Origin of the sequence: Sphingopyxis alaskensis RB2256, assembly GCF_000013985.1 — a bacterium.
Lineage (GTDB): Bacteria > Pseudomonadota > Alphaproteobacteria > Sphingomonadales > Sphingomonadaceae > Sphingopyxis > Sphingopyxis alaskensis.
Map to the genome: position 1 here is coordinate 1,155,065 of NC_008048.1, position 25,625 is coordinate 1,180,689.

26 protein-coding genes are annotated in these 25,625 nt (G+C 65.3%); 12 read left to right on the plus strand and 14 right to left on the minus strand.

What is annotated here, in order from left to right:
• Nucleotides 1–4: 4 nt before the first annotated feature.
• The 3 genes from SALA_RS05645 to SALA_RS05655 all read right to left on the minus strand — a co-directional run bounded on the left by SALA_RS05645 (nucleotide 5) and on the right by SALA_RS05655 (nucleotide 4,076).
• Nucleotides 5–1,348 (minus strand): aspartate aminotransferase family protein, encoded by a 1,344-nt coding sequence (locus tag SALA_RS05645; RefSeq protein ID WP_011541420.1) that lies wholly within the window; start codon nucleotides 1,346–1,348, stop codon nucleotides 5–7.
• Nucleotides 1,345–2,610 (minus strand): NAD(P)/FAD-dependent oxidoreductase, encoded by a 1,266-nt coding sequence (locus SALA_RS05650; protein WP_011541421.1) that lies wholly within the window; start codon nucleotides 2,608–2,610, stop codon nucleotides 1,345–1,347. Before SALA_RS05650 ends, SALA_RS05645 begins: the two co-directional genes overlap by 4 nt.
• A gap of 119 nt (nucleotides 2,611–2,729) precedes the next feature.
• A complete protein-coding gene (locus tag SALA_RS05655; protein WP_011541422.1) occupies nucleotides 2,730–4,076 on the minus strand; it encodes a glutamine synthetase family protein in 1,347 nt (448 codons plus the stop codon).
• 154 nt (nucleotides 4,077–4,230) lie between these two features.
• Here SALA_RS05655 and SALA_RS05660 point away from each other — a divergent pair, with 154 nt between their 5' ends.
• Nucleotides 4,231–5,547, plus strand: coding sequence for an aspartate aminotransferase family protein (locus SALA_RS05660; RefSeq protein WP_011541423.1), 1,317 nt, complete (start codon nucleotides 4,231–4,233; stop codon nucleotides 5,545–5,547).
• Here the strand turns inward: SALA_RS05660 and SALA_RS05665 are convergent.
• On the minus strand, nucleotides 5,544–6,776 hold the full coding sequence (locus tag SALA_RS05665; RefSeq protein ID WP_041383119.1) for a sensor histidine kinase: 1,233 nt from the start codon (nucleotides 6,774–6,776) through the stop codon (nucleotides 5,544–5,546). The two genes, SALA_RS05660 and SALA_RS05665, sit on opposite strands and share 4 nt — an antisense overlap.
• 150 nt (nucleotides 6,777–6,926) lie before the next feature.
• Here SALA_RS05665 and SALA_RS05670 point away from each other — a divergent pair, with 150 nt between their 5' ends.
• Together SALA_RS05670 and SALA_RS05675 are read left to right on the plus strand one after the other, a co-directional pair.
• Nucleotides 6,927–7,337: a hypothetical protein gene (locus SALA_RS05670; protein ID WP_041383120.1), complete on the plus strand. Its 411-nt coding sequence runs from the start codon at nucleotides 6,927–6,929 to the stop codon at nucleotides 7,335–7,337.
• 59 nt (nucleotides 7,338–7,396) lie between these two features.
• The gene (locus tag SALA_RS05675; RefSeq protein ID WP_011541425.1) at nucleotides 7,397–8,398 is read left to right on the plus strand and encodes a fumarylacetoacetate hydrolase family protein; all 1,002 of its coding nucleotides are present in this window, start codon (nucleotides 7,397–7,399) and stop codon (nucleotides 8,396–8,398) included.
• Nucleotides 8,399–8,460: 62 nt separating this feature from the next.
• Here SALA_RS05675 and SALA_RS05680 read toward each other — a convergent pair whose 3' ends face one another.
• From SALA_RS05680 to SALA_RS05710, 7 genes are all read right to left on the minus strand, one after another.
• On the minus strand, nucleotides 8,461–9,504 hold the full coding sequence (locus SALA_RS05680) for a type II secretion system F family protein (protein WP_011541426.1): 1,044 nt from the start codon (nucleotides 9,502–9,504) through the stop codon (nucleotides 8,461–8,463).
• A gap of 13 nt (nucleotides 9,505–9,517) precedes the next feature.
• On the minus strand, nucleotides 9,518–10,450 hold the full coding sequence (locus tag SALA_RS05685) for a type II secretion system F family protein (protein ID WP_011541427.1): 933 nt from the start codon (nucleotides 10,448–10,450) through the stop codon (nucleotides 9,518–9,520).
• A 96-nt stretch (nucleotides 10,451–10,546) separates the two neighbouring features.
• Nucleotides 10,547–11,815: an AAA family ATPase gene (locus tag SALA_RS05690; protein WP_011541428.1), complete on the minus strand. Its 1,269-nt coding sequence runs from the start codon at nucleotides 11,813–11,815 to the stop codon at nucleotides 10,547–10,549.
• Nucleotides 11,812–12,453, minus strand: a complete 642-nt coding sequence (locus SALA_RS05695; RefSeq protein WP_011541429.1) for a CpaD family pilus assembly protein — start codon at nucleotides 12,451–12,453, stop codon at nucleotides 11,812–11,814. Before SALA_RS05695 ends, SALA_RS05690 begins: the two co-directional genes overlap by 4 nt.
• Before the next feature lie 25 nt (nucleotides 12,454–12,478).
• Nucleotides 12,479–13,960, minus strand: coding sequence for a type II and III secretion system protein family protein (locus tag SALA_RS05700; protein ID WP_011541430.1), 1,482 nt, complete (start codon nucleotides 13,958–13,960; stop codon nucleotides 12,479–12,481).
• Between the two features lies 1 nt (nucleotide 13,961).
• The gene (cpaB, locus tag SALA_RS05705) at nucleotides 13,962–14,999 is read right to left on the minus strand and encodes a Flp pilus assembly protein CpaB (RefSeq protein WP_011541431.1); all 1,038 of its coding nucleotides are present in this window, start codon (nucleotides 14,997–14,999) and stop codon (nucleotides 13,962–13,964) included.
• Nucleotides 15,000–15,046: 47 nt separating this feature from the next.
• A complete protein-coding gene (locus SALA_RS05710) occupies nucleotides 15,047–15,487 on the minus strand; it encodes an A24 family peptidase (protein WP_237700926.1) in 441 nt (146 codons plus the stop codon).
• 143 nt (nucleotides 15,488–15,630) lie between these two features.
• On the opposite strand from SALA_RS05710, the gene SALA_RS05715 reads away from it, so the two are divergent.
• On the plus strand, nucleotides 15,631–16,761 hold the full coding sequence (locus SALA_RS05715) for an NAD(P)/FAD-dependent oxidoreductase (protein WP_011541433.1): 1,131 nt from the start codon (nucleotides 15,631–15,633) through the stop codon (nucleotides 16,759–16,761).
• 85 nt (nucleotides 16,762–16,846) lie between these two features.
• Nucleotides 16,847–17,023, plus strand: a complete 177-nt coding sequence (locus SALA_RS16710; RefSeq protein WP_084764679.1) for a YegP family protein — start codon at nucleotides 16,847–16,849, stop codon at nucleotides 17,021–17,023.
• A 17-nt stretch (nucleotides 17,024–17,040) separates the two neighbouring features.
• Here the strand turns inward: SALA_RS16710 and rnhA are convergent, their stop codons facing one another.
• Genes rnhA through ispH form a run of 3 tightly spaced genes read right to left on the minus strand, consistent with a single transcriptional unit; the run spans nucleotide 17,041 to nucleotide 19,432 of the window.
• Nucleotides 17,041–17,493 (minus strand): ribonuclease HI, encoded by a 453-nt coding sequence (gene rnhA, locus SALA_RS05720; protein ID WP_011541435.1) that lies wholly within the window; start codon nucleotides 17,491–17,493, stop codon nucleotides 17,041–17,043.
• Nucleotides 17,490–18,452, minus strand: a complete 963-nt coding sequence (gene thrB / locus SALA_RS05725; RefSeq protein WP_011541436.1) for a homoserine kinase — start codon at nucleotides 18,450–18,452, stop codon at nucleotides 17,490–17,492. Before thrB ends, rnhA begins: the two co-directional genes overlap by 4 nt.
• Complete coding sequence (gene ispH / locus SALA_RS05730; RefSeq protein ID WP_011541437.1) at nucleotides 18,452–19,432, minus strand: 4-hydroxy-3-methylbut-2-enyl diphosphate reductase; 981 nt, start codon at nucleotides 19,430–19,432, stop codon at nucleotides 18,452–18,454. Before ispH ends, thrB begins: the two co-directional genes overlap by 1 nt.
• Before the next feature lie 148 nt (nucleotides 19,433–19,580).
• Between ispH and SALA_RS05735 the strand changes: the two genes are divergently transcribed.
• The 7 genes from SALA_RS05735 (at nucleotide 19,581) to SALA_RS05765 (ending at nucleotide 25,595) form a co-directional block, all read left to right on the plus strand.
• Entirely contained in the window at nucleotides 19,581–20,252 is a 672-nt protein-coding gene (locus tag SALA_RS05735) for a hypothetical protein (RefSeq protein WP_011541438.1), read from the plus strand.
• A gap of 132 nt (nucleotides 20,253–20,384) precedes the next feature.
• On the plus strand, nucleotides 20,385–22,112 hold the full coding sequence (gene argS, locus SALA_RS05740) for an arginine--tRNA ligase (RefSeq protein WP_011541439.1): 1,728 nt from the start codon (nucleotides 20,385–20,387) through the stop codon (nucleotides 22,110–22,112).
• On the plus strand, nucleotides 22,112–22,840 hold the full coding sequence (locus tag SALA_RS05745) for an SPOR domain-containing protein (protein ID WP_011541440.1): 729 nt from the start codon (nucleotides 22,112–22,114) through the stop codon (nucleotides 22,838–22,840). Before argS ends, SALA_RS05745 begins: the two co-directional genes overlap by 1 nt.
• Before the next feature lie 108 nt (nucleotides 22,841–22,948).
• The gene (nagZ, locus tag SALA_RS05750; protein ID WP_011541441.1) at nucleotides 22,949–23,956 is read left to right on the plus strand and encodes a beta-N-acetylhexosaminidase; all 1,008 of its coding nucleotides are present in this window, start codon (nucleotides 22,949–22,951) and stop codon (nucleotides 23,954–23,956) included.
• Nucleotides 23,957–23,963: 7 nt separating this feature from the next.
• Nucleotides 23,964–24,746: a segregation and condensation protein A gene (locus tag SALA_RS05755; protein ID WP_041383122.1), complete on the plus strand. Its 783-nt coding sequence runs from the start codon at nucleotides 23,964–23,966 to the stop codon at nucleotides 24,744–24,746.
• Entirely contained in the window at nucleotides 24,743–25,336 is a 594-nt protein-coding gene (gene scpB, locus SALA_RS05760; protein WP_011541443.1) for an SMC-Scp complex subunit ScpB, read from the plus strand. Before SALA_RS05755 ends, scpB begins: the two co-directional genes overlap by 4 nt.
• Nucleotides 25,337–25,361: 25 nt before the next feature.
• Nucleotides 25,362–25,595 (plus strand): twin-arginine translocase TatA/TatE family subunit, encoded by a 234-nt coding sequence (locus SALA_RS05765; protein ID WP_011541444.1) that lies wholly within the window; start codon nucleotides 25,362–25,364, stop codon nucleotides 25,593–25,595.
• The last annotated feature ends 30 nt before the right edge of the window (nucleotides 25,596–25,625 follow it).

A 25,625-nucleotide genomic window follows, 5' to 3' on the forward strand; every position in this document is an offset into this window, starting at 1 on the left:
CCGCTTACTCCTTCAACGCGCTCACGCAGTCGGCGAACGCGCCGACCAGCCGGTCGATCTGATCGTCGCCCGTCACCGGACTCACCAACATCATATTGTGGAAGGGCGCCAGCAAAATCCCGCGGTTCGCCAGGAAGAGGTGGATTGCCGCTTCGAGTTCGGGCTGCATCGCCGCCCTGGCTTCGCGGCCATTGCGCGGCGGGGTCGGGCAGGTGAGAAACTCGACGCGCGCGCCGACCTGGGTGACGTGCCAGTCGACCGCGGCGCGGGCAATCTCCTGCTCCAGCCCGGCGACGAGCCGCGCCGCGCCGCGTAGCATTTGGTCATAGGCGGCCGGTGTGATGACCTCCGCCAGCATGGTATCCATCGCGGTGATCGCGAGCGCGTTGGCCGACAGGGTGGTGCCGATCCCGCTGTGCCCCGGCGGGCGCGTATGGTTGAGCGCGACCATATGATCGCCGACCGCGGCGCTGAAGCCATAAACCGCGCAAGGTATACCGCCGCCGATCGACTTGCCGATGACCATCAGGTCGGGCCGTGGTCCATGGGTGACGCCGTGGCCGCCATGGCCCGACGAGACCGTATGCGTCTCATCGAACACCAGCAATGTGCCGGTTTCGTCGCAGAGTGCGCGAAGCGCCCCGAGAAAGCCGGGCGCATCGCGCACCATGCCGATATTGGTCATCACCGGCTCGGCAAGCACGCAGGCGATGTCGCCCCGCCGTAACGCCGACGCCAGCGCATCTTCGTCGTTGAACTCGACCACTTCGGTTGTGGCGGTCAGGTCATGGACCTGTCCGACCAGACTTGCCCGCATCGCCGGGCGACCGGCTGTCAGATCGACAAAGGCGTCGTCGACCGCGCCATGATAGGCGCCGTTGAAGATCAGGATCTTCGCGCGGCCGGTGATGCCGCGGCACCAGCGAATGACCGCACGATTGGCCTCGCTGGCGGTGGTCGTCACCTGCCACAGCGGCAGGCCAAAGGTCGCCGCGAGCCGTTCTGCCAGCGTCGCGCCGCGCTCGGTAGGCAGCATATAGCTCAGCCCTTCGCTCGCCTGTTGCGCCAGCGCCGCGGCAAGCGGCTGCGGCGAATGACCGAACAGGCTCGCCGTGTCGCCCAGGCAGAAATCGTCGTAACGCTGGCCGTCGATGCTGGTCAGCGTCGCGCCGCGCGCCGATGCAGCGACGATGGGCACCGGGCTCGGCCAGTCGGTCATCCAGTGGAAGGGGACTGCCTGGAACCAGCCTTTTGCTGCCGCATGATGCGCGAAAGCGCGCGGATTGAGGGTGCGAAAGCGCTCCGCCTCGCGCGCCGCGACGCGCGCGATCGCGGCCCCGGCGATCATCCGAGCCGGTCCTTCAATGCATAGAAAAGCAGTCCCAGCGTCGCGAGCGGGCGTTGAAGCCAGTTGCCTCCGGGGAAGGGGCGGGAGGGAAGGTTCGCGAGCAGGTCAAAGCGCTCGGCGGTCCCCGCCATTGCTTCGGCGATGAGTTCGCCCGCAAGCGTCGTCACCAGCGCGCCGTGCCCCGAAAAGCCGTGCGCGAAAAACATGTTTCCGCGCCGTCCGATATGCGGCAGGCGGTTCATCGTCACCCCAACCGCGCCGCCCCAGCCATAATCGATCTTCGCGTCGGCGATTTGCGGGAACACTCCGGTCATGAAGGGCCGCACGAATGCGGCGATGTCGCGCGGCGGCGTCTGCGAATAGCGCTCGCCCCCGCCGAATATGAGGCGCTTGTCGGCGGACAGGCGGAAATAGTTGAGCACGAAGCGGCTGTCGGCGACCGCGGCGTCGCTTGGCAGCAGTTCGTCGGCGTTGGCGAGCGGCGCGGTCGCGATATTATAGTTCATGATCGGCACGGTGTAGCGGCCGAGATCGGGTTCGAGGTCGCCGATCCAGCTGTCGGTGGCGTCGATGAAATAGCGCGCTTCGACCGCCACCTTGCCGAGCAGCAGTTGGCCGGGATCGCCCGCGCGGATCGAGGTGGCGCGCCGGCCTTCAAAAATCCGGACTCCTGCCGCCTCGGCGGCCTTCGCCAGACCGACGGCGTAGTTCAGCGGGTGAAAATGCCCGGCGCGGGCGTCATAAACGCCGCCGTGATAGCGCGGACTGGCGACATGCGCGTCCATCCCCGCCTTTTCGACAACCTCGGTTTCGTAACCGAAACGCGTCGCCAGATAGTCCGCCTCGCGCCGCATCGCGTCGAAGTCGCCCGGCGTCCACGCCGCCTCAAGGTGCCCGGACTTGAGGTCGCAGTCGATGCCATGCTTTGCGATCCGGGCCTTCACGCGGTTGTCGCGCCAGCACAGGTCGAACAGCGCGTCGGCGCGCTCGTGGCCGAACTCGGTGTCCAGTTCGGATGCGGTCCAGCGCAATCCGGGGATCAACTGCCCCCCGTTGCGCCCCGAGGCGCCGAAGCCGACATGCTCGGCTTCGACCAAAATGACCGAAAAACCGCGCTCGGCGCAGGCGAGCGCGGCGCTCAGCCCGGTGAAGCCACCGCCGATGACCGCAACGTCGCAGCTGAAATCGTCCTCAATATGATCGCGCGGCCGCCATTCGTGCGCGGTCGCGGCGTAATAGCTGTGGTTCAGCGGGTCGCTCATTCCGACGCCACCCCTAATCCGGCTCGCGTCGAGCGAAGTCGAAACGCCGCGCCGTCGCGATGGGCGTCTCGACCTCGCTCGACGCGAACGGGAAGGATGGGCAGAATATCATCGGCGGTTCAGACCCGCATCAGCAGATGTTCGCGCTCCCAGCTCGACACCACCGACTGGTAATTGAACAGCTCATAATCCTTCACGGCATAGAAAATCTCGAAGAAATCGTCGCCGAGCAGGTTGCGGACCTTTTTGCACGAGGCGAAACGGTCGAGCGCGGCCTCCAGCGTGCGCGGCAGGGTGCGTGCGCGATTATAGGCGCTGCCGGTGATCGGCTTGGGCGGGACCATCCGGTCGACCATGCCGATATAGCCGCATACGAGCGACGCGGCGATCGCGAGATAGGGATTGCTGTCGGCGCCGGGCAGGCGGTTTTCGACGCGGCGGTTGTGCTTGTCGGACACCGGGATACGAAAACCGCACGAGCGGTTGTCGGCGCCCCACTGGACGTTGATCGGCGCCGCGCTGTCGGGGCGCATCCGGCGAAAGCTGTTCACATTGGGCGCCCAGAGCGGCGCAATTTGCGGCATGAAACGGACGAGCCCCGCGACAAAGGACCGAAAGGCGGCGCTGTCGCGGCCATTCGCGGTCGCGAACAGGTTGCGACCCGTATCGGCATCGATGACCGACTGATGGATGTGCATCGCGCTGCCTGGCTGGCCCGCCATCGGGTTCGCCATGAAAGTGGCATAGACGTCATGTTGCCGCGCCACATTGCGGACGACGCGTTTGAACAGGAAGACCTCGTCGGCGAGCCGCAGCGGATCGCCATGGTTGAAGTTCACCTCCAGCTGCGCGGCGCCCATTTCGTGAATCATCGTGTCGATATTGAGCCCCATCAGCTCGCAATCGTCATAGATATGATCGATGATGTCTTCATATTCGTTCATCGCCTCCAGCCCATAGGGCTGGCTCGCCGTTTCGGCACGGCCCGACTGGCCGGTGGGCGGAGTCAGCGGGAAATCGGGATCGGTGTTCTGCGAAACGAGGTAAAACTCCACCTCGGGCGCAATGATCGGTTTCCAGCCCCTGTCTTCGTAGAGGCCCAGCACTTTTTTGAGGATCGTGCGCGGCGCGATGTCGACCTCGGTCCCGTCGCCGTTGAAGGCGTCGGCGATGACGAAAGCGGTCGGCGAGGTAAAGCCCGGCGCGACGCAGATCGTGTCGGGATCGGCGATCAATATCTTGTCCGGGTCCTTGTCCCAGACATCGTCGATGTCCTCGGGGTAATGACCGTCGATCGTGCAGATGAAGACGCTGCCGGGAATGCGCAGCGTCTTGTCCTTGACCGAGGTGAGAAACTTGCGCGCCGGCAACACCTTGCCGCGCTGAACCCCATTGATGTCGGGGACGATACATTCGACTTCGTCGATCTTGTGCTCGCTGATCCATTGTTCCAGATTGACTGACATGCGCCCCCGATTGGGCCGAGGAGCCGGCCCGTTTGTGGAGCGGACAGCCTATCGTGAAGTCGGGTGAAGCGCCAGAGGGCCGGTTTTGTCCATTGCCAGCGGGGTGGCGGGCCGTCAGATTGGCGCGCAGAAGAACCAGAGGAGGCAAGCAGCGATGAGGGGCGACAACGACCAGCTGGCAAGTTTCTGGATGCCCTTCACCGCGAACCGCGCGTACAAGGCGCAGCCGCGCCAGCTCGTATCGGCAAGCGGCATGTTTTACCGGTCGAGCGACGGGCGCGACATACTCGACGGCACCGCGGGCCTGTGGTGCAGCAATGCCGGTCATTGCCGCCCCGAAATCACCGAGGCGATCGCCAGAACCGCGGCGACGCTGGACTTTGCACCGACGTTTCAGCTGGGGCACCCGCTGCCTTTTGAGCTGGCGCAGCGCCTCGCGGCGTTGATGCCCGACGGGCTCGACCGGATATTCTTCACCAACAGCGGGTCGGAGTCGGTCGATACGGCGCTCAAAATCGCGCTCGCGATCCAGCGCGCGAAGGGGCAGGGGGCGCGCACCCGGTTGATCGGGCGCGAACGCGGCTACCACGGCACCGGCTTTGGCGGGATCAGCGTTGGCGGTCTCGTCAACAACCGTCGCGCCTTCGGCGGGGGTTTGCCGGGCGTAGACCATCTCCGTCATACGCATGATCTGGAGCGCAACGCTTTCAGTCGCGGATTCCCGCAGCATGGCGCCGAACTCGCCGACGATCTGCAACGCCTGGTCGATCTGCACGGCGCCGAGACGATCGCTGCGGTTATCGTCGAACCGATGGCGGGATCGACCGGCGTGCTCGTGCCGCCCGTTGGCTACCTCTCACGCTTGCGCGAGATTTGCGACCGGCATGGCATCATCCTGATCTTCGACGAAGTCATCACCGCTTTCGGGCGTGTCGGCGGCGCAACGGCGTCGCAAATGTGGGGCGTGACGCCTGACATCATCACCATGGCCAAGGGCCTGACCAATGCCACGGTGCCGATGGGGGCGGTGGCGGTGAAGCGCGAGCTGCACGATGCGGTGATCGACAGCGCGCCGGGCGGGATCGAGCTGTTCCACGGCTACACCTATTCAGGCCACCCCTTGGCGAGCGCGGCGGGGCTGGCGACGCTGGACCTCTATGCCCGCGACGGGCTGTTCGACCGTGCGAGCGAACTCGGCGCCTATTGGGAGGATGCGGCACACAGCCTGAAGGGGCGGCGGCACGTCATCGACGTCCGCACGATCGGCCTCGTCGCAGGCATCGAACTTGAACCACGCCCCGGCGCCCCCACCGCGCGCGCGATGGAACTGTTCCACGCCTGTTTCGACAACGGCCTGCTCGTGCGCGCTACGGGCGATATCATCGCGCTGTCGCCGCCGCTGATCGTCGAGAAGGAACAAATCGACGCAATGTTCGGGACGATCGCCGACCTCATCGACCGGATCGATTAGGCGCTGGCGGCAAGGGGAAAGCTTATCGAAACGCTGGTTCCCTTGCCCGGTTCGCTGTCGATGTGGAGCTGCCCCTGATGGCGCTCGCTGATATGCTTGACGATCGCGAGGCCAAGACCGGTGCCGCCGACCGAGCGGCTGCGCGCCTCGTCGACGCGGTAAAAGCGTTCGGTCAGCCGCGGGATATGGTCGGGGGCGATGCCGTCACCCTCGTCGCTCACCGACAGCCGAACGCGCGCTCCTTCGCGCAGCAGTTCGACCGTCACCGGCGTGCCGGGACGGCCATATTTCAACGCATTGGATATGATATTGTGGGCGAGTTGGCCGAGCTGCGCCTCGTCGCCCAGCATCGGCATCGCTTCGGTGCCGAGCGCCGCGACAATGTCCTTCGGCCGCGCGGATTCGCTGTCCTGCAATTGGGTGATCGTGTGCCGGACGATCGCGGCGAGGTCGACCTCGGCGGTTGGACGGCGAAAGCGGTCGGCCTCGACGCGCGAGATTGAGAGCAGGTCGATCACCAGTTGCTGCATCCGCCGCGCCTCGCGCTCGATGATCGACAGGAAGCGGCGCCGCGTTGCGCCGTCGTCTTCGCCATTCATGTCCTGCAATGTTTCGACATAGCCGATGATCGCGGCGAGCGGGGTGCGCAGCTCGTGGCTGGCGTTGGCGACAAAATCGGACCGCATCCGGTCGGCGGCGTCGATCGCCGAGCGATCGGACAGGAAGACGATGCGTTCGCCGTTCGACAGCGCGGCGATGCGCATGGTCCAGCGCTGGCCGGGGCGGGGATAATCGACGAGGTCGATCGTCTCCAGCGGCGCGTCGCCGTCGATCCGCGACAGCCATTCGGTGGCGAGCGGATGACGGATCGCGGTGCGGATGTCGGCGCCGACGATGTGCCGTCCGAGCAGCCGAATGGCCGCGTCGTTGGCGATGGCGACGACATTATCGGCAACGCCGAGCAGCGGGTCTTTTTCCTGATCGACCCAGCGTGCGAAATCGGGATGACGCAGCAAGGAAAGCGGACGTGTCTCGGCAGGCGAGGTTCGCTGGGCGCGGGTCGCGGACAGGGCGGGAGGAAGCGCGCTGTAAACCGTGAAGGTTGCGGCGAAACCCGCGACCGCCATCATCGCGATCGTCGGCGGGTCGCCACCGGCCAGCGCCGCAAAGATCGCCGCAATGGCGATCAGCGTCAGCGCGATGACAAGGCTGGACAGGCGATCGAACATGCGCCGCCCGCTTCGCACGAAGCGGGGGATGCGCGCAATCGGCTTTGCGCATGTTAACGCTTTTGCCGGGCTTGTATCAAAGCGGGAAACGAGCAGGCTTCCCCTGGTCTTTTGCTTTTCCTCGCTCCGTCGTTGCGTTATGCGACGGTCATGGAAAACAGGGACGTCCCGGCGGATCCGGTCGATAGGGATGATGCGGCGTCGTCGCGCCGCCATGTGCTCGCGCTTGGCGCGGCGGGCGTATCGGCGGCGCTGACGATCCGGCCCGCCTTTGCCCAGACCGCGGTGTCGGTGATGAACTGCCAGATTCCGGTGCCGGGGCCGACCGCCGCGGGCCAGTATATCGACGCGACCGGCAAGCTCGTCCCGCCGGGAACAAAAGGCGCCTTTCCGGGCGCACCGCGGCCTTTTACGGGCGAGGAAGTCAAACAGGCGTTTCGCGGTCGCAGCCTGCCCGGAACGACCTATGACCAGTCGCAGGCCTATCTTCAATATATCCGGCGCTTGCAGGCAGGGCAGAGCGGCTTTACCTGTTTCGCATCGATCACGACGTCGCGCTGATTATCGCTTCCTGACAGGCGATTTGCGGTTTCAGCCGATCGTCAGACAAGGGAGTTTTCGTGAAACTGGCTTCGCTCAAGCACGGCCGTGATGGCCGCCTCGTCGTCGTTTCGGACGATCTGGCTTGGTATTCCGACGCATCGGCGATCGCGCCGACGATGCAGGCGGCGCTCGACGACTGGGCCGATGCTGCGCCGCGTCTGGCCGCGCTGGCCGAGGATTTGAACCATGACGCGATCCCCAAGGAGCGCTTTCACGAGCGCGACGCCGCATCGCCACTGCCACGCGCCTATCAATGGGCCGACGGCAGCGCCTATGTGAACCATGTCGCGCTGGTGCGCCAGGCGCGAGGCGCGGAAATGCCCGAGAGTTTCTGGCACGATCCGCTGATGTACCAGGGCGGCAGCGACGCTTTCCTTGCGCCGCGCGACCCGATCCCGCTCGGCGATCCGGCATGGGGGTGCGACATGGAGGCCGAGATCGTCGTCGTCACCGACGATGTTCCCGCCGGGATCGATCCCGTCACGGCGCGCGAGAAGGTTCTGCTCGTCGGCCTGACCAACGATGTCTCGCTCCGCGGACTGATCCCCGCCGAACTCGCCAAGGGGTTCGGCTTTTTCCAGTCCAAGCCGTCGAGTGCGATGTCGCCGGTTTTCGTGACGCCCGACGCGCTGGGCGACCAATGGAAGGATGGCAAGCTGCATGGCACGCTGTGCGTTGACCTCAACGGTCAGCCGCTCGGCCGCGCCGATGCCGGCGTCGACATGACCTTCGATTTCGGTCAGCTCATCGCCCACGCGGCCAAAACGCGCAACCTTGGCGCGGGCACGATCATCGGGTCAGGCACGGTGTCGAACCGTGACGCCGACGGCGGCCCCGGCAAGCCGGTGAGCGAGGGCGGACTGGGGTATAGCTGCCTTGCCGAAGTGCGGACGGTCGAAACGATCCGGCACGGCGAAGCGAAGACGCCCTTCATGCAGCGGGGCGATACGGTGCGTATCTGGATGGACGATGCGCGCCACCACAGCATCTTCGGCGCGATTGAGCAGACGGTCGCCTGACAAGAGGAAGGGGAGGGCGGAATCGCTGCCGCCCTCCCTTGCCGGTCTGACCGGTCGATAGCCTATCGGCCGCCGAAGCTGCCGCCAGCCATTGCGTCGCTCAGCGAACAGGCCGCGGGTCCAAGGATGACGATGAACAGCACCGGCAGGATGAACAGGATCAGCGGTACCGTCATGATCGCAGGCAGGCGCGCGGCTTTTTCCTCGGCCCGCATCATGCGCTCATTGCGAAACTCGGCCGACAGCACGCGCAGCGCGCTGGCGAGCGGCGTGCCATATTTTTCGGTCTGGATCATCGTCGTGACGACGCCCTTCACCGATTCCAGATTGACGCGATAGGCAAGGTTCTCGAATGCCTGTCGGCGCTCGGTGAGGAAGCCGAGCTCGATCGATGTAAGCGCAAACTCCTCGCCGAGTTCGGGATAGGCGCGGCCCAGTTCCTTCGATACGCGCGAGAAGGCCGAGTCGACCGTCAGCCCCGCCTCGGCGCAGATCACGAGCAGGTCGAGCGCGTCCGGAAGACCCTTGCGGATGGCATCGGTACGCTTCTGGCGCATATTGTCGACGAACAGGTCCGGCGCCTTGTAACCGAGAATCAGCGCGGCCATGGTAAAACCCGACCGCTTGAACGGCGTCAGCGTCGGCCACATGTCGACAATATAGATCAGGAAGAGGGCCAGACCGCCGAACAGGATCGGCAGCACCATTCGCCCGAAAATGACCGCGACCGCCAGATCCTTTGACCGGATGCCGGCCTGGGCCAGCTTTTGCTGAACCTCCTTGATCTGCCCTTCCTGCAAGACCTGCAAGCGGCCCAGGAAATTGCGCATTCGGTCGGCCGTCTGGTTTTTGCGCACGAGCCGCGCGCGACGCTTGGCGGTGGAGGCGGTGATGCCGGCCTTCAACTGTTCGCGGCGCTCGTTCAGCGCCTTGACGCGCTTTGTCATCGGGTTGCGTACGGTCAGCGCATTGTAGATGGCGACGAGCACGGCAAAAACGCCGATCGCGGCGAGCAGCGTACCCGCCCAGACGACGTCGATGCCGAGGAGCGAGGGTCCGGTCTGGGCGCCCGAAAATGCCGCGGTGACGGGGAGGGTGCTAATCATATTCTTTGCCCCATCAAATCTCGAAATTGACCATCTTGGCCATGATTCCGGCCCCGATGCTCATCCAGATCAGCCCGCCGATCCCGGCGACGATCAGGCGTTGTTCGACGAAGAAACCCGCAAGATAGCTGGGGTTCACCGTCCACACGACGCCGAAGACGAAAAAGGGAAGCGCGCCGACGATATAGGCCGACGCCTTGGCTTCCGATGACATTGCGCGGATCTTCAGCTTCATTTGCGCACGTTTGCGCAGCACGTCCGACAGGTTGGCCAGTGTTTCCGCAAGGTTGCCGCCCGTCTCGCGCTGGATCTGGATGGTGATGCAGAAGAACTGGAACTCGGGCGTGCCGAGCATTTCGGCCGTTTCCTGAAGCGCCGCCTCCATCGTGTTACCGATCCGGATCCGCTCGACGACGCCTTTGAACTCCTCGCCGACAGGGCCGGGCAGTTCCTGGCTGACGACCTGGAAGGTCTCGGTCACCGGCAGGCCCGACCGCAGCCCGCGCACCAGCAGGTCGATCGCATCGGGAAAGCGCGCATTGAATTGTGCGACGCGCTTCTTGATCGCCATGCCGACGACCAGATAGGGCAGGCCAAGGCTGATCAGCAGTCCGACGAGCGCGGCCATCGGGAACGGGGCGCGGACGATCAGCATCGCGCCGGTCGCCACGACAAACAGTCCCATGGAGGCGAACATATATTGGGTAAGCGTCCAGCTCTTGCCTGTCCGCCGGATGCGCTTTTCGAGTTCCTCGCGGCGGGGAAGCAGGCTGGTCAGCGACGAGTTGCCCCGGCGTCCCACCGACTGGATGGTTTTGCGCATCTGCGCCGCGACGACTGCCTCGGTCGAAGCGGCATGGCGATCCTTGACCATCGCCAGCCGCCGCGACTTTGCCTTGCCCGCCGACGGACCCTGAAGCAGGATCGCAAGAACCGCAAAAGCCATGATGGCCCCGGCGACGATAAGGATGACTGGCAGGTTCATGGTAAGCAGGTGTCCGCTTCTTTTGTTGCGGAGCGCGGCGGCGCGCCCGATGCGCCGTCACGCCGCCTGTTTTGCGCCCTTTTTGGTGAAACCCAGTTTGCCGAGCAGCGATCCGCCCGATTTGCTCTTGGCCGAAGCGGCAGCCACCTCGGATTCGACATCGGCGCCGTCGAGGATGAGCCGCATCAGATTTGTCCAGACCTGCGCCGCCTTCGTGCCCTTGCACGTTTCGGCATAGGATTTGCCCAGCTTTGCTGCCTGCGCGACGAGTTTGGGATCGAATGGAATGACGATGTCGATCGCACGTTCGATCGAGGACTCGAACTCCTTGCGCGACAGTTCTCCGATCGCGCTCTGGAACTTGTTGGCGACCAGCAGCACGCGTGCGCCGGGCACATTCTGTTTGAACCAGGACAAAAGGCGGATCGTGTCGCGCGCGGCGGCCAGGGTGACATCGCTGACCAGCAGGATCGTTCCCGCTTCCGACACAAGGTGCGGGAAGGGGATCAACACCTGGCGCGGGATGTCGACGATCGTCATCTCGAAGGCATTGCGCAATTCTTCCTCGAGCTGGAAAAAGGCCGATCCATCGGTCATCACCGGCTGGTGAATCGGCGCTTCGGCCGACAACAGGCTAAGCTTGTCCGAAGCCCTGACCATGGCGCGTTCGATGAACAAGCCGTCGATCCGGCTGGGATTGTCGATCGCATCAATAAGCCCGCGGCCCGGCTCGAGGTCGAGTGTCAGCGCGCCGGTCCCGAAATGAACATCGAGGTCGAGCAGCGCGGTCTGACGGTCGGCCTGTTCGCTGATCGCCCAGGCAAGCGAGGTTGCGACCATTGACGCGCCGACGCCGCCGCGCACCCCGACAACCGCCATCATGTGATGCGGCTTGTCGTCGTGCATGTCGGCATGTTTCGGCGCCGACAGCATGGCTTGCGCCATCGTCAGCGATTCGCGGACCTGGTCGAGCGACAGCGGTTTCAGCAGGTAATCCTGAATCCCGCTCGACAGCAGATCGCGATACAGGCGGACGTCGTTGATCTGCCCCGCCGCGATCACCACGGTACCCGGCTCGCAAACTTCGGCCAGCGCGTTGATGTCGTTGATCGGATCGCCCGATTCGGACATGTCGACAAAAAGGATATTGGGGCTTGCCGACACCGACAGCGATTGCACCGCGTTTCGCAGGCCGCCCTTGTTGCACTTTTCCATCGGCCAGCCCATGTCGCTGGCCGCGACGCGGATCAGTTCCAGCGTATCATCGTCACAGACGAACGCGTTGAAAGGATCGCGCAGCGTTGCAGATTTGAAATGAGCGTTCACTGGCCGCCTCCGCTCGTGGGTGTTTTGGTCAGTTCGCCGGCCCCGGTCTGAGGTTTCGTGCGATAGGTCTGGATGGCGCGCGTTGCCGCGACCGGGTCATGGCCTGTGTCGCGCGTGCCTTTGATGAGGTCGTTGGGGTCGGCGACCATTGCTGCAAGATTGCTGTTGGTCGCGCAGCCATAATTGGACGAAGTCGCGTTGAGCGAGTTCAGCGACGACTTGCTGTTCCAGTCGGGGCAACCCGGCACCGACGCCGATGCGCGCGTAACCACGACGCGGATATGACCGTCGGGAACAGCACCGGTGGTCACCGGCACATCCTTGCTGAGCAGAAGTCCGCGGCGTTCGACCATCGCCCGGACGGTCGCCTGCGCCGAGGATGCGCCATAAAGCGAGGGGTCCTCGATTGCGACGCGGTCGCCATAGCGGATGCCCATCGCATCGAACCAGCCTTGCAGACGACCCTGTTCGCTGGGCGGCAGTTCGCCATCCTTCGCGGCGACATCGAACTGATAGATGCTGTTGCGCACGACCGGTTGATGGACCGATTCCAGGCTGCGATTGCTGTAGGCGCTGCCCGCGCATCCGGCGAGGGTCGTCGCCAGCGCCAGGACCGTCCAAGTTGCGATATTTTTCATCACTTTGCTCCTGAAATCGGCCGTGTCACTTGATGCTGAAACCGGGCGAGGCGTCGCTGCCGCCGCCGCGCGGGCGGTCGGCATCACCCACATTGGAGTCGAGGCGTGGCTTCGGACGGTCGCCGCCCGTCACGCCATCGCTCGTCTGGTTGAGCAGCAGGCGTTGCAAGTCGTCGGCATCGCGGAACGCATCGGTCGGCAGCTTGATGTCGTTCGCCGAGACGGGTTCGACCAGATAGGGCGTCACGACGATGACGAGTTCGGTCTCGCCGCGGCGGAAGCTGTCCGACTTGAACAATGTGCCGAGCAGCGGCACGTCGCCGAGGCCCGGCATCTTGTCGATGGCGCCGATCGAACGGTTGTTGAGCAATCCGGCGATCATGAAGCTTTCGCCCGAACCCAGCTCGACCGTGGTTTCGGCGCGGCGGATCGTGAGCGCGGGAATCTGAAACCCCTGCATCTCGATCGCGCCTTCGGTCGACAGCTCCGAAACTTCGGGACGGACGCGCAGGCTGATGCGGCCGTTCGACAGCACGGTCGGCGTATAGGCCAGGCTGACGCCATATTTGCGATACTCGATGGTCGTCCCCGCGAAATTGCCGGGGATCGGCACGGGAAACTCGCCGCCCGCCAGGAAGTCGGCGGTCTCGCCCGAAATCGCCGTGAGATTGGGCTGTGCCAGCGTCGCCACCAGTCCCGAACGCTCGCCGATGTCGAGCGAAGCGATCAGGTCGAGCCCGAACAGGCGGCCCGCTCCGGCCAGGCTGCGTGTTCCGGGCGGAGTCGTGATGGAGTAGATGGTATTGCCGTTGGCGTCGGTCGTGATCGTGCCCGCCTGGCGGCCGCCGAACACCCCACCCAGAAAACCGTTGCCAAGGGGGCCGTCGGTGTCGCGGGTCAACAGGTTTCCGCTCAACTCCTTGACGAGCGAGCGGTTCACCTCGGCGATACGGACCTGCAGATTGACCTGCAGCGGCGTCGCCGTGCGCAGACGCGAGAGCACCTTGGTCTGATCGCCGACAAAGGCCTGTACCAGCCGTTCGGCTTCGGCCGCATCGTCGGGCGACCGGACGGTGCCGGTGAGCAGCACAAAGCCGTTCATCGTGTTCGCCGCAATGCTTGCTTCGGGCATTGCCAATGACAGCATCTGGTCGATCGTCTCGATATTGTTGCCGACGCGCGCGACGGTCGAGAACACGACCCGTCCGCTGGCGTCGGTGGCATAGATGCTCGTTTCGCCGGGCGCCTTGGCAAAGACATAGAGCTGGCGGCTCGAACGGACCTGCACATCGGCGACCTTGTCGTCGGCAACGAACACGTCACTCATCGCGGCGGGCAAGCTGATCAGGCGACCGCGACCGACCGAAAGGTCGATGCTGCTGCTGGCATTCTGTACCGCCTGCGCCGCGACGGGTCGCGACGGGGCCGCTATCAGCGTCGCTGCCACGAGGCCGATGGCGAGGGTGCGCGCCAGAGCCGCCGCCTTGAAATTGGCTTTGCTGTTCATCTTACTTACCCCCAACCGGAACTTCGGTCATCTTGTCGCCGCGGGTCACGCGCACGACCGGGCCGGTCGGCGCGGACACTCCGCGACCGTCATTGGCCGGCGCATAACCACCCCTGTTGTCTGCCTGCTGCGGACGCGGCGCAGTGACGCGCCCGCGTACCGGGATCCAGAAGCGCGACACGTCGCCACCGGTGGTCGCCGACGAACGGCTGGCAACCGGACGCGCGGCGGCCTGCGCCAGCATCTTCCTTTCGGCAGCGGTGCCCCCCGAAGCCGGAACGTTGATTTCACCCGAAGCGATCGCGGCGTCGAGTTCGCCGGCGCTTTCGGCCAGCGGGCGGAGCGCGAGCGACAGGCGGCCCATGCCCTGTGCGACGGCGATTTTTTCGGCAATCTCCGGCGTCGCTTCGAGCGTCACCGAACCGAAGGTGCGCACCGGCGTCTTGCCCGTCTCGTCCTCTGCGTCATAGCGCTGGTCGGTTGCCAGCACGCGGATGTTGCGAACGATGGTCTCGGCGGTGAAGATCTGGTCGTCGGGATAGGTGCTGCCTTCCTCGACCTCGATCGTCTGCGTCAGCACCACGTCGACGCGGTCGCCGGGAAAGACGAAACCCGCGACGCCCTGTTCCTGCGACACCTTGACGGTGATCGCCCGCATACCGGGCCCGAGCGCCGCGGCAAGGAAGCCGCGATCGTTGGGATGGACGAGGGCACCCTGCGTGAGCGGCTGTCCTGCCGTGATCGGATGGCGCACGACGGTACCGACCAACGTGTTCACGTCGGTTTTTTCCTTCACGAAATAGGCGTTCTCGACGAGATCTTTTGGCCAGGGCTGGAACCGGAAACTGTCCGGCCCGACGATCGTGCCGACGGGCAATTGCCTCGTCGCGACCAGGATCATCGGTCCCGTGATCTCGGGCGCCGCGGCCGCCCGTGCGGCGGGAGCCCCCGCTCCGCGCATCATATAGTTGACCCCGAATGCCGCGCCGATGGCAATCACCAGCGCGCCGACGATCAGCATAATCTTTCGCGTATCCATGACGATTTTTCGCCTCCTGCACCGTCCGGAAACGGCGGTGCTTGCCCTCAGGACAAACCGATAGCCTGAAACTGGTTAAGATAGTGTTGGTGAAGCGCCCAAAGTCCTGCGGCGGCGATGGCTACACCATAAGGGACTTCCACCGGCCGCTCCGAAGGGCGCAGTTTCATATGGATAAGCATGATCAGCGAGAGGATTCCGCCGCCGATTGCCATGACCATCAGCATGGGCAGGACCAGCGGAAGCGGGATCCACAGCATCACGGCGCAGATCATTTTGACATCGCCGCCGCCCATCGCACCGATCGCGAAAAGCAGGGCGAAAACCAGAAAGACCAGCAACGCCGCGCCGAACTGGATCGGCACGTCGGGCCAGAGCGTCAGCCCCGACACCACCCAGAAGGGAACCGCAAGGATCGCCATTGCGACATTGAGCTCGTTGGAAATGGTTCGCGACCGGATGTCACTCACCGCCGCGGCGATCATCATCAGCCCCAGAACGGCCATCAGGCCGAGCGCGATCGTGCCATTTTCCATCGGCCCGCTCGTAATGCTTATGGCTTACCAAAGCGTAACCATGTTCGCAGCGCCGCCGCGCTTGCATTCCGCGGGGCAACCGATATGCGGCCAGCATGACCGGCACCGCCCCTTCCGCAACCGACGTCCTGATCGTTGGCGCGGGGATTGCGGGCGCCAGCCTTGCGGCCGCGCTCGCGCCGTGGCGCCGCGTCCTGCTTGTCGAGGCGGAGGATACGCCCGGTTATCACGCAACGGGCCGGTCGGCCGCCTTCTGGCATGAAAGCTATGGTGGCGCCGGGGTGCAGCCACTGACCCGCGCGTCGTTGGATGCACTCGACCGGCCGCCTGCCGATTTTGCCGAGCAGGGTTTCCTTACCCCACGCGGCGCGCTCACGCTGGGGCGGTCGGTCGATGCCGTCGCCGTCGATGCTTTTGCGGCCGCGTTTTCCGAGAAAGGCGTCGCTGTCGACCGGATTTCGGGTGCCGCCGTCGCAGCGCATATCCCTGGACTTCGCCCGCATTGGTGCGAAGCGGCCTACGAAGCAGCGTGCCGCGACATCGACGTCGGCAGGCTGCACGCCGCCTATCTGCGCGCCGCGAAGCGCGCGGGCGCGTCGCTCGTCACGCGGGCTCCTTTTCGCCGCGCGCGCCGCATGACGCAGGGGTGGGAGGTAGAGGTCGGCGGTGCGACGATCCGCGCCGACCTGCTCGTCAATGCTGCCGGCGCCTGGGCCGATCAGGTCGCGGCGGCTTCGGGGGTCGCGCCGGTCGGTATTCAGCCCCGTCGCCGGACGATGCTGCAATTGCGGCTTGGTGTGCCTGTTCCCGCCGACTTGCCGCTGGTCATCGACATCGGCGGCGCTTTTTATTTCAAGGGCGAGAGCGAGGGACGCATCTGGCTTACCCCGCACGACGAAACGCCCGTCGATCCACACGACGTGGTTCCTGAGGAGATCGACGTTGCAACGGCGATTGACCGTTTGCAGTCGGTCGTCGACTGGCCGGTCGCTGCTATCGAGCGCAAATGGGCCGGGCTGCGCAGCTTCGCGCCCGACCGGCTTCCGGTGTTCGGAGCCGACCGGCATGAGCCGCGTTTCATCTGGTGCGCCGGGCAGGGCGGCTTTGGCATCCAGACGGCCCCGGCGATCGCGGCGTTGCTTGCCGCGCAGTTGGGGGCGCCGGAGCCACAGGGCGCGATCGGATGGATCGACCCGTCACCCTTCGCGGCGTCGCGCTTCGGGTAGCCATCGCCCCTTGCGCGCGAAAATCGCTCGATTAGCATGGCCTTCGGCCGCCAGCCCCGGCGCGGCGCGACCAGTGGAGGATGGCATGGCCCATTATTTCGAGATCAAGAAGAACAAGGTCGGCGAATTTGTCGCCTATTTCAAATATAATAGCGAAACGATCTTCTGGACCGAGGGGTATAGCAGCAAGGCATCGGCGAAGAACGCCATCGAGTCGATTCAGAAGAATGGACCGGGTGCCGAAGTCCGCGAAACCGAATAGGAATAATGCGCTGGCGTTCAGCGCGCCCGCGCCATTTTCAGCGCAGCGTCGCTGGCGAGCTGGTCGGCGAGTTCATTGTCGCCGTGCCCGGCATGGCCCTTGACCCACAGCCATTCGACCTTGTGCCGCGCGGCCTCCTTGATCAGTCGTTGCCACAGGTCGGCGTTGGCAACGGGTTTTTTCGCGGCGGTTTTCCAGCCGTTTTTCTGCCAGCCGAAGATCCATTTGGTGATACCGTCGCGGACGTAGACGCTGTCGGTCGATAATTCGACGTTGCACGGACGTTTGAGCGCCGCGAGCGCCTCGATCGCCGCCATCAGTTCCATGCGGTTGTTCGTCGTGTCGGCCTCGCCTCCCGACAATGTCTTGACCACCTCGCCCCAGCGCAGGACGGCACCCCAGCCGCCGGGGCCTGGATTGCCCTTGCACGCCCCGTCGGTGGCGACGATGACCGTACGCCGCTCGCTCATGCTGCGGAGAAGAGCGCGGCCGCGTCGGCCGCCTGATAACGCCGCAGCCGTGCAAGAAAGGGCGCCGGATCCTTGCGGGTGACGAGCGCGCCCGGTGGCGTATGAATCCAGTCGTGCGCCCGCGTCAGCAAAAAGCGCAGCGCCGCGCCGCGCGCCAGCAGCGGCAGCGCCGCAAACTCTTCGTCGGTCAGTGCGACTTCGCGGGCATAGCCGCGCATCAGCGCGCTGGCGCGCCCGATATCGCAGTCGCTGCCATCGGTGGAGAAGGTCCACGAAGCGTGCGTTACCGCTACATCGTAAGCGCGAAAATCGCTTGCTGCGAAATAGAAATCGATCAGGCCGGTGACGCGCTCGCCAAGCATCAGCACATTGTCGGGGAACAGATCAGCGTGGACGACATGCGCGGGCAGGTCGCGCGGCCAGTGGGCGTCGAGATGGTCGAGTTCCTCGTCGACGATGGCCTGCAATCCCGGAATCACCGCGTCGAGATCGCCCGCGCCCTGGGCAATCGCGCGCCAGTGGCGATGCCCCATGCTGTTTTCGCGCGCGCCCGCGAAATCGGCGACCGCGCGGTGCATCGCGCCCATTGCGGCGCCGGCCGCCTGACACTGTCCGGGCGTGGGATGGGTCAGCGAAATGCCGGGCAGGAACTGGATGATGCACGCCGCGCGTTCCGAAACCTGCTGGATTGCCCGGCCTTCACGGTCGCGGATCATGGCCGGAACGGGGCAGCCGCGTTTCGCTAGATGGTCGAGCAGCTCGACGAAAAAGGGCAGATCACCTTCGCTGACGCGCTTTTCGTAAAGCGTCAGAATGAAGCGCCCGCGCGTTGTTTCGAGCAGGAAATTGCTGTTCTCGACTCCCTCGGCAATCCCCTTGCACGATACGACCGTCCCGATGTCATATTGGGCGACCAGCGCGGCAAGGTCGTCGGGTTCGACGTGGGTATAGACGGCCATCAGGCAGCTTCGAGGCCGCGCGGCAGTTTGAACACCATATTCTCCTCGGCGGTCACGACGACGTCCTCGACGATCGGGCGCACCGCGGAAACCGCGTCGATGACCTCGCGCACCAGCGTTTCGGGCGCGCTGGCCCCCGCAGTGATGCCGAGCGTACCGATGGAATCAAGCCACGCCGGGTCGACGTCGTGGCCGCGCTGGACGAGATGCGCCGGGGTGCCGAGCCGCTCGGCCACCTCGACGAGCCGGAGGCTGTTCGAACTGTTCGGCGCGCCGATCACGATCATCCGGTCGCAGCGTGCCGCAATGGCCTTGACCGCTTCCTGCCGGTTTGAGGTCGCATAGCAAATATCCTCGCCGCGCGGCCCGGCGATGGCCGGGAAGCGATGGCGCAGCGCGGCGACGATGTCGCGCGTGTCGTCGACCGAGAGCGTCGTCTGCGTCAGAAATGAAAGCCTGTCTTCATCGACCGGTGCCAGCGCGGCGACATCGTCGACCGATTCGACCAGCGTCATTGCGCCATCGGGCAATTGCCCGAGCGTCCCGACAACCTCCGGGTGACCGGCATGGCCGATGAAAATGATGTGGCGACCGGCTTCATGCGCGCGCTCGGCCTGCCGATGCACTTTCGAGACCAGGGGACAGGTCGCGTCGATATAGTCGAGCCCCCGCATTTCGGCCTTCGCGGGCACCGCTTTCGGCACGCCGTGGGCGCTGAAAACCACGGGAACGCCGTCGGGCACCTGATCAAGCGATTCGACGAAGATCGCGCCCTTCGCCTTCAGCGATTCGACGACATAACGGTTGTGGACGATCTCGTGCCGGACATAGACCGGCGCACCGAACCGTTCGAGCGCCAGTTCGACGATGCGGATCGCGCGGTCGACGCCCGCGCAAAAACCGCGCGGTGCCGCGATCAGCACCTTGAGCAGGGCGCCGTCGCGGGTCGTCGCCGACATCGTCGGATGATGTGCGTTCATGGTGCGCGCGCTCTAGCGCAGCAGGTGCGGCGGGGTAAAGCCGCTTCGTCGGTTGCGCCTTGTTCATCGCACCGATAAGAAGCGGCGCGCATGAAGCGGGATCAATCGTCCCGAAACCTGTTTGCGCGCCTGTTTGGAAAGTCTTGTCATGATCGCGATTTCGCTTCCGTCCCGCAAAACAATGATCCTGACGTGCGGCGCGGCGGCCATGGCGACGGTCGCGGGCTGCGCCAGGGACAATGAAATCGAACTGGCGGGAGGCGTCGGCATCACTGCGACGCGGACCGCCTGTCCGGCGGTCGCGGTGCCATTGCACACCGGCGACATCACATTGTTCGACCCCCAGACGAGCCGCGATGCGCGCGCGATCGACGTTGTCGCGACAATCACCAACGTGACGTCGCAGTGCAATGATAGCGGCGACAAAGTCTATCAGCTCGCAAACTTCGACGTGGTGGCCACGCGCCGCGACGCCGGCCCGGCGCGCACGGTGACCCTGCCCTATTATGCGACGGTGCTGCAGGGCGGTACCGCGGTCGTCGCCAAGCGGCTCGGCAATGTCGCGGTGACCTTTGCCGAGGGCCAGACTCGCGGCACCGGCCGCGCGCAGGCGTCGGCCTATGTCGATCGCGCCGCGGCGACCTTGCCCGCCGACATTCAGGAACGCATCACGCGCAAGCGCAGGCCGGGCGATCAGGATGCGGCGATCGACCCGCTCAGCCTGCCCGAAGTCCGCGCGGCGGTGCAACGCGCGAGCTTCGAGTTGCTCGTCGGCTTTCAGCTGACGCAGGAGCAGCTTGAGTATAACGTCCGACGATAATCATGCGGCGGCGCCCGGGGCGTCGCTCGCACCACGCGCCCCGCTCCGCCGACTGGCGATGCGGGGCTTTTCGCGCCCGAATAGCTGTTATAGGGCGCGCCAGTCCTTTTGATCGAAGCAAGGCCTCGCCTTATGACCCTCTTCCGTCGCTTTTCCGACCATATTGGCGCCGCGCTCGATGCGCTCGCTGCCCGCGACGCCATTCCCGCGGGGCTCGACCGTTCGGCGGTCAGCGTCGAGCCGCCGCGCGATGCGGCGCACGGTGACATTGCGACAAATGCCGCCATGGTCCTCGCCAAGTCCGCAGGCATGAATCCGCGGGCGCTTGCCGACTTGCTCGCCGTCGAGCTTGGTGCGCTCGACGAGGTCGTTGAGGCGGGCGTTGCGGGGCCGGGCTTCATCAATCTGCGCCTGGCCGACGACAGCTGGCGCGAGGAGCTTGCGCTGATCCACGACCTGCGCGGCGATTACGGCCGCTCGACGATGGGGCAGGGGCGGCGCGTCAATGTCGAATATGTCTCGGCCAACCCCACGGGTCCGATGCACGTCGGCCATTGCCGCGGGGCGGTGGTGGGCGACGCGCTTGCCGCGCTGCTCGAATATGCGGGGCATGAGGTGATCCGCGAATATTATGTCAACGACGCGGGTGCGCAGGTCGATGTCCTCGCGCGTTCGGTTCACATGCGTTATCGCGAGGCGCTCGGCGAGGAAGTCGGCGCGATTCCCGAGGGACTTTATCCGGGCGACTATCTGATTCCCGTTGGCGAAAAGCTGGCCGCCGAGCATGGCGACCGCTTCGCTGCCGCCCCGGAGAGCGCATGGCTTGCCCTCTTCCGCGCCGAAGCTGTCGGCGCGATGATGGACATGATCCGCGCCGACCTCGCCAAATTGGGCATCCATCATGACATTTTTTCGTCCGAGGCCGAGCTTCAGGCGGCGGGAAAGCCGGCCGCGGCTGAAAAATTGCTTCGCGAACAGGGGCTTGTCTATGACGGCATTCTTGAAGCGCCAAAGGGCGAAACGCCCGAGGATTGGGAACCGGTCGAGTTGCCGCTGTTCCGTTCGACGCAGTTTGGCGATGATCAGGATCGCCCGATCAGGAAGTCGGACGGCAGCTGGACCTATTTCGGTGCCGACCTCGCCTATCATTTCCAGAAGAGCGAGACGGCCGACGAGCTGATCGACATCTGGGGCGCCGACCATGCCGGGACGGTCAAGCGGATCAAGGCCGCGGTCGCGGCGCTGACCGGCGGCAAGACCCGTTTCGACGTCAAGCTCGTGCAGATGGTGCGGCTGCTCAAAAATGGCGAACCGTTCAAAATGTCGAAGCGCGCGGGCAATTTCGTCACGCTCGCCGACGTGGTCGACGAGGTCGGCAAGGATGCGGTGCGCTTTACCATGCTGACGCGCAAGGCTGACGCGCAGATGGACTTCGATTTTGCCAGGGTCGTCGAGGCGTCGCGCGACAATCCCGTCTGGTATCTGCAATATGCCAATGCGCGGATCTCGCGGCTGCGCAGGAAGGCGGCGGATGCGGGGATCGTGCTTCCGGCCCCGGCGCCCGAGCGGCTGCGCGCAAATGAACTGGCGCTCGTCAAGCTGCTCGCGCAATTCCCCCGGATCGTAGAGGCGGCCGCCTTTGCGCGCGAGCCGCACCGGATTGCTTTCTATCTGGCCGATGTCGCGGCGGCCTTTCACGCCTGGTATAATCTGGGCAACGACGATTCTGCGGCGCGCATCGTGCTCGACAATGACCCCGAATTGACTGCGACGCGCCTTTATCTGGCCGACGGAATCGGGCAGATCATTCGCAACGGGCTGCAGCTCATGGGGGTTGAGGCACTCGAGGAGATGGTTTGATGGCCGGGGGAAATATGACGGGTCAGGATGGCGAAGGGCTGGGGCTCGAAGGCGAGGACCGGCTGCCCTGGCTCGAAGCCGCCGACGGCTTCGACGACGATGGCGAAGTGTCGCCCGCCCGCCTGCTGATCATGGTGCTCGGCGGCCTGTTGCTGATCGGCGCCGTGCTTGGCGGACTCTGGTGGATCCAGAATGGTGGCGCGCGCGGCAAGGGCGAACTGATCGCCGCTGAAAAGGGCGACTACAAGGTCGCGCCCGCGAGCGACGGCGCCAAGACCTTCGAGGGTGAAGGCGACGCCAGCTTCTCGGCCAGCGAGGGTGCCGCACCGGCGGGCAAGGTCGATCCGTCGCGCATGCCCGAGGAACCGGCCGTGACAGCGGTGGAGCACGAAGCCGCCGCGAAGCAGGCGAAGAAGGTGCCCGCTCCGGCGGCGAAGGCGGAACCCAGGGCGGCCGCAAAGGCCGCGGCAGCGTCTGAAGCGGCGGCACCGGGCGATGCGATGATCCAGCTTGGCGCGTTCAGCAGCGAAGGCGCCGCAGCGAAGGCCTGGACGAATCTGTCCAAGCGTTTTGCCTATCTCGCCGATCTCAATCGGGTAATTTCGCCGGCCACGGTCGGATCGGGAACCGTTTATCGTTTGCGCGTTTCGGCAGGAACGGCCGCCAACGCCGCGAATTTGTGCGGAAAACTGCGCGTAGCGGGTGAAAATTGCGTCATCGTCCGCTGATTCGGGCCGCTTGGCCGCAGACTCGGTTGGTGCAATCGTGCGGCTGTGGCATGATCGTCGCGGTGTCCGTCGAGTGAGGGGGCGACGGGCGATGGAGGTTGACCGACGATGATTCCCGCGATTTTCGGCCTGTCCGGGCTGACCCTGACCGACGATGAACGAGCCTTTTTTCGCGATTGCGCGCCCGCGGGCTATATCCTGTTCGGACGGAATATCGAAAACCGCGACCAGCTCCGCCGCCTGACCGACGAGTTGCGCAGCCTCGACGGGCGGGCCAATCTGCCGATTCTGATCGATCAGGAGGGCGGCCGGGTCGCACGCATGAAAGAACCCGAATGGCCTGCTTTCCCCAGCGGGGCGGCCTTTGACGCGCTTTATGAGCGCGCGCCCGCCAGCGCGATCGAGGCGGCGCGGCTCAATGCCATGGCGCTCGCGGCGATGCTCGCCGAAGTCGGCATCACGGTCGATTGCCTACCGCTGCTCGACGTGCGCCAGCCGGGCGCGAGCGACGTGATCGGCGACCGCGCGCTCGGCAGCGAGCCGATGCGCGTCGCCGCGCTCGGCCGCGCCATTCTGAGCGGTTTGCAGGCGGGCGGCGTCGTCGGCATCGTCAAACATATCCCCGGCCACGGCCGCGCGCTGCTCGACACGCACGAAGCCCTGCCGACGGTCACCGCCTCCGACCGCGAACTGCAGACCGATCTTGCTCCGTTCGCGGCGCTCCGCGATGCGGCGATGGCGATGACCTGTCACGTCATTTTTGCGGCGTGGGATCCCGACCGGCCCGCGACCCTGTCGCCGACCGTCATCGACAGCGTGATCCGCCAGCGGATCGGTTTCCATGGGCTGCTGATGACCGACGATCTCGACATGAAGGCGCTGTCGGGCAACGTGCCCTCGCGCGCGGCGCAGGCGATCGCGGCAGGGTGCGACATCGCGCTCAATTGCTGGGCGCGGATGGATGACATGATCGGCATCGCCAACCGGCTCGATCCGATCAGCACGGTCTCGCGCGCGCGGCTTGAAGGCGCGATGGACCGGATCGCGGGCGCGCGTGACGAAGGCGAGTTCGCCGCGCTCGTCGATCAGCGCGATGCGCTGCTGGCGATGGTCTGACGCGCCGATGGAGGGTCTGCCGCTCGCATTCGACCCGCCGCCGCCGCCGGTTGCCCGCGACGATGCGCTCCAGCTTTCTTTCGAAAGCTGGGAAGGCCCGCTCGATCTCCTGCTTGCGCTCGCGCGGAATCAGAAGGTTGATCTTCGGGAGATTTCGATCCTGGCGCTGGTCGAGCAATATCTGCATTTCATCGCCGAAGCGCGCGAGCTCAAGCTGGAGGTGGCGGCCGATTATCTGGTGATGGCGGCGTGGCTCGCCTATTTGAAGTCGGCGCTGCTGCTGCCCAAGGATCCGCTGGAGGAGCCGTCGCCCGATGAGCTGGCGCTGCGCCTGCAACTGCGGCTCCAGCGGCTCGCCGCGATGCGCGAGGCCGCGGCACGGCTGCTCGCGCGCGACCGCCTCGGCCGCGACGTCTTTCTGCGCCCGCGGCCCGAGGGGCTGCGCGATGTCAAGCGGCGGCGCTGGGACGCCAGCCTCTACGACATTCTGGCGGCCTATGGCCAGGTCAAGCTACGGTCCGAGCCCGTGGTTCACATGGTGTCGCGGCGTCCGGTCATCACGCTCGACGCCGCGCTGCATCATCTGGAACGGATGCTCGGGGTCAAGCTCGACTGGGGCGAGCTGGCCGATTTCCTGCCCGCCGACTATCAGGGCCTGCTCCGCCGGTCGGCGATCGCGTCGAGCTTCGTCGCGGCGCTCGAACTCGCGCGTCAGGGACGGGTCGAGTTGAAACAGGGCGGCGCGTTCGAACCGCTCTACCTGCGGGCGGCAGGAGGAGGGGGGGCATGATCGACGATCTGGAGCGCGCGATCGAAGCGATGCTCTTTGCCAGCGACGAGCCGCTCGACGCGCGGCAGCTTGCCGCCCGCCTGGGCGATGACATGGCGCCGGGACAGGTGCGGGCGGTGATTGAGGCGATTGCGGCGCGCCATGCCGGGAGCGGCATCGAACTCGTCGAACGCGGCGGGCGCTGGCATTTCCAGACCCCCGCCGATCTGGCGCATCTGCTTCGCCGCGAACGCGACGACCCGCGCAAACTGTCGCGCGCCGCCGCCGAAGTGCTGGCGATCGTCGCCTACCACGAACCCGTCAGCCGCGCCGAGATCGAGGCGATCCGCGGCGTCCAGACGTCGAAGGGTACGCTCGACGTGCTGATGGAAGCCGAATGGATCGCGCCCGCGGGGCGTCGCGAAGTGCCGGGACGCCCGCTCATCTACAAGACCACCGATACCTTCCTGCAGCATTTCGGCCTTAGCAGCCGCAAGGATCTGCCCGGGATCGACGACCTGCGCGCGGCGGGGCTGCTCGATCCGGTCGATCTCGCTTTTGAAGCGGCGATGGGCGAGCTGGACCTAGTAAAAGACGGCGAAGAGGCTTAGATGAGCCCTTCAAGGAGAATATGAGATGGGTAGCTTCAGCATCTGGCACTGGCTCGTGGTCGGGATCCTCGTCCTGCTGCTGTTCGGCAAGGGCCGTTTCTCGGACATGATGGGCGACGTTGCCAAGGGCATCAAAAGCTTCAAGAAGGGCATGTCGGAAGACGATGCACCGACGCCCGCACCGAAACAGATCGACGCCCAGCGCGCGCCTGACCTGAGCGCGACTCCTACCCCCACTGCGGAAACCGAAAACCGCTGACCGCTTTCCGTTCGCGGGGGACAGGCTGAA

Bases quoted from the DNA above. Each gene is read 5' to 3' on its own strand.
- cpaB (WP_011541431.1), bottom strand. From the start codon at position 14,999: ATGGATACGCGAAAGATTATGCTGATCGTCGGCGCGCTGGTGATTGCC.
- scpB (WP_011541443.1), top strand. From the start codon at position 24,743: ATGATCGACGATCTGGAGCGCGCGATCGAAGCGATGCTCTTTGCCAGC.
- ispH (WP_011541437.1), bottom strand. From the start codon at position 19,432: ATGAACGCACATCATCCGACGATGTCGGCGACGACCCGCGACGGCGCC.
- nagZ (WP_011541441.1), top strand. From the start codon at position 22,949: ATGATTCCCGCGATTTTCGGCCTGTCCGGGCTGACCCTGACCGACGAT.
- thrB (WP_011541436.1), bottom strand. From the start codon at position 18,452: ATGGCCGTCTATACCCACGTCGAACCCGACGACCTTGCCGCGCTGGTC.
- SALA_RS05715 (WP_011541433.1), top strand. From the start codon at position 15,631: ATGACCGGCACCGCCCCTTCCGCAACCGACGTCCTGATCGTTGGCGCG.
- SALA_RS05680 (WP_011541426.1), bottom strand. From the start codon at position 9,504: ATGATTAGCACCCTCCCCGTCACCGCGGCATTTTCGGGCGCCCAGACC.
- SALA_RS05665 (WP_041383119.1), bottom strand. From the start codon at position 6,776: ATGTTCGATCGCCTGTCCAGCCTTGTCATCGCGCTGACGCTGATCGCC.
- SALA_RS05650 (WP_011541421.1), bottom strand. From the start codon at position 2,610: ATGAGCGACCCGCTGAACCACAGCTATTACGCCGCGACCGCGCACGAA.
- SALA_RS05670 (WP_041383120.1), top strand. From the start codon at position 6,927: ATGGAAAACAGGGACGTCCCGGCGGATCCGGTCGATAGGGATGATGCG.
- SALA_RS05745 (WP_011541440.1), top strand. From the start codon at position 22,112: ATGGCCGGGGGAAATATGACGGGTCAGGATGGCGAAGGGCTGGGGCTC.
- SALA_RS05685 (WP_011541427.1), bottom strand. From the start codon at position 10,450: ATGGCTTTTGCGGTTCTTGCGATCCTGCTTCAGGGTCCGTCGGCGGGC.
- SALA_RS05710 (WP_237700926.1), bottom strand. From the start codon at position 15,487: ATGATGATCGCCGCGGCGGTGAGTGACATCCGGTCGCGAACCATTTCC.
- SALA_RS05765 (WP_011541444.1), top strand. From the start codon at position 25,362: ATGGGTAGCTTCAGCATCTGGCACTGGCTCGTGGTCGGGATCCTCGTC.
- SALA_RS05655 (WP_011541422.1), bottom strand. From the start codon at position 4,076: ATGTCAGTCAATCTGGAACAATGGATCAGCGAGCACAAGATCGACGAA.
- argS (WP_011541439.1), top strand. From the start codon at position 20,385: ATGACCCTCTTCCGTCGCTTTTCCGACCATATTGGCGCCGCGCTCGAT.
- SALA_RS05755 (WP_041383122.1), top strand. From the start codon at position 23,964: ATGGAGGGTCTGCCGCTCGCATTCGACCCGCCGCCGCCGCCGGTTGCC.
- SALA_RS16710 (WP_084764679.1), top strand. From the start codon at position 16,847: ATGGCCCATTATTTCGAGATCAAGAAGAACAAGGTCGGCGAATTTGTC.
- rnhA (WP_011541435.1), bottom strand. From the start codon at position 17,493: ATGAGCGAGCGGCGTACGGTCATCGTCGCCACCGACGGGGCGTGCAAG.
- SALA_RS05660 (WP_011541423.1), top strand. From the start codon at position 4,231: ATGAGGGGCGACAACGACCAGCTGGCAAGTTTCTGGATGCCCTTCACC.
- SALA_RS05645 (WP_011541420.1), bottom strand. From the start codon at position 1,348: ATGATCGCCGGGGCCGCGATCGCGCGCGTCGCGGCGCGCGAGGCGGAG.
- SALA_RS05695 (WP_011541429.1), bottom strand. From the start codon at position 12,453: ATGAAAAATATCGCAACTTGGACGGTCCTGGCGCTGGCGACGACCCTC.
- SALA_RS05735 (WP_011541438.1), top strand. From the start codon at position 19,581: ATGATCGCGATTTCGCTTCCGTCCCGCAAAACAATGATCCTGACGTGC.
- SALA_RS05700 (WP_011541430.1), bottom strand. From the start codon at position 13,960: ATGAACAGCAAAGCCAATTTCAAGGCGGCGGCTCTGGCGCGCACCCTC.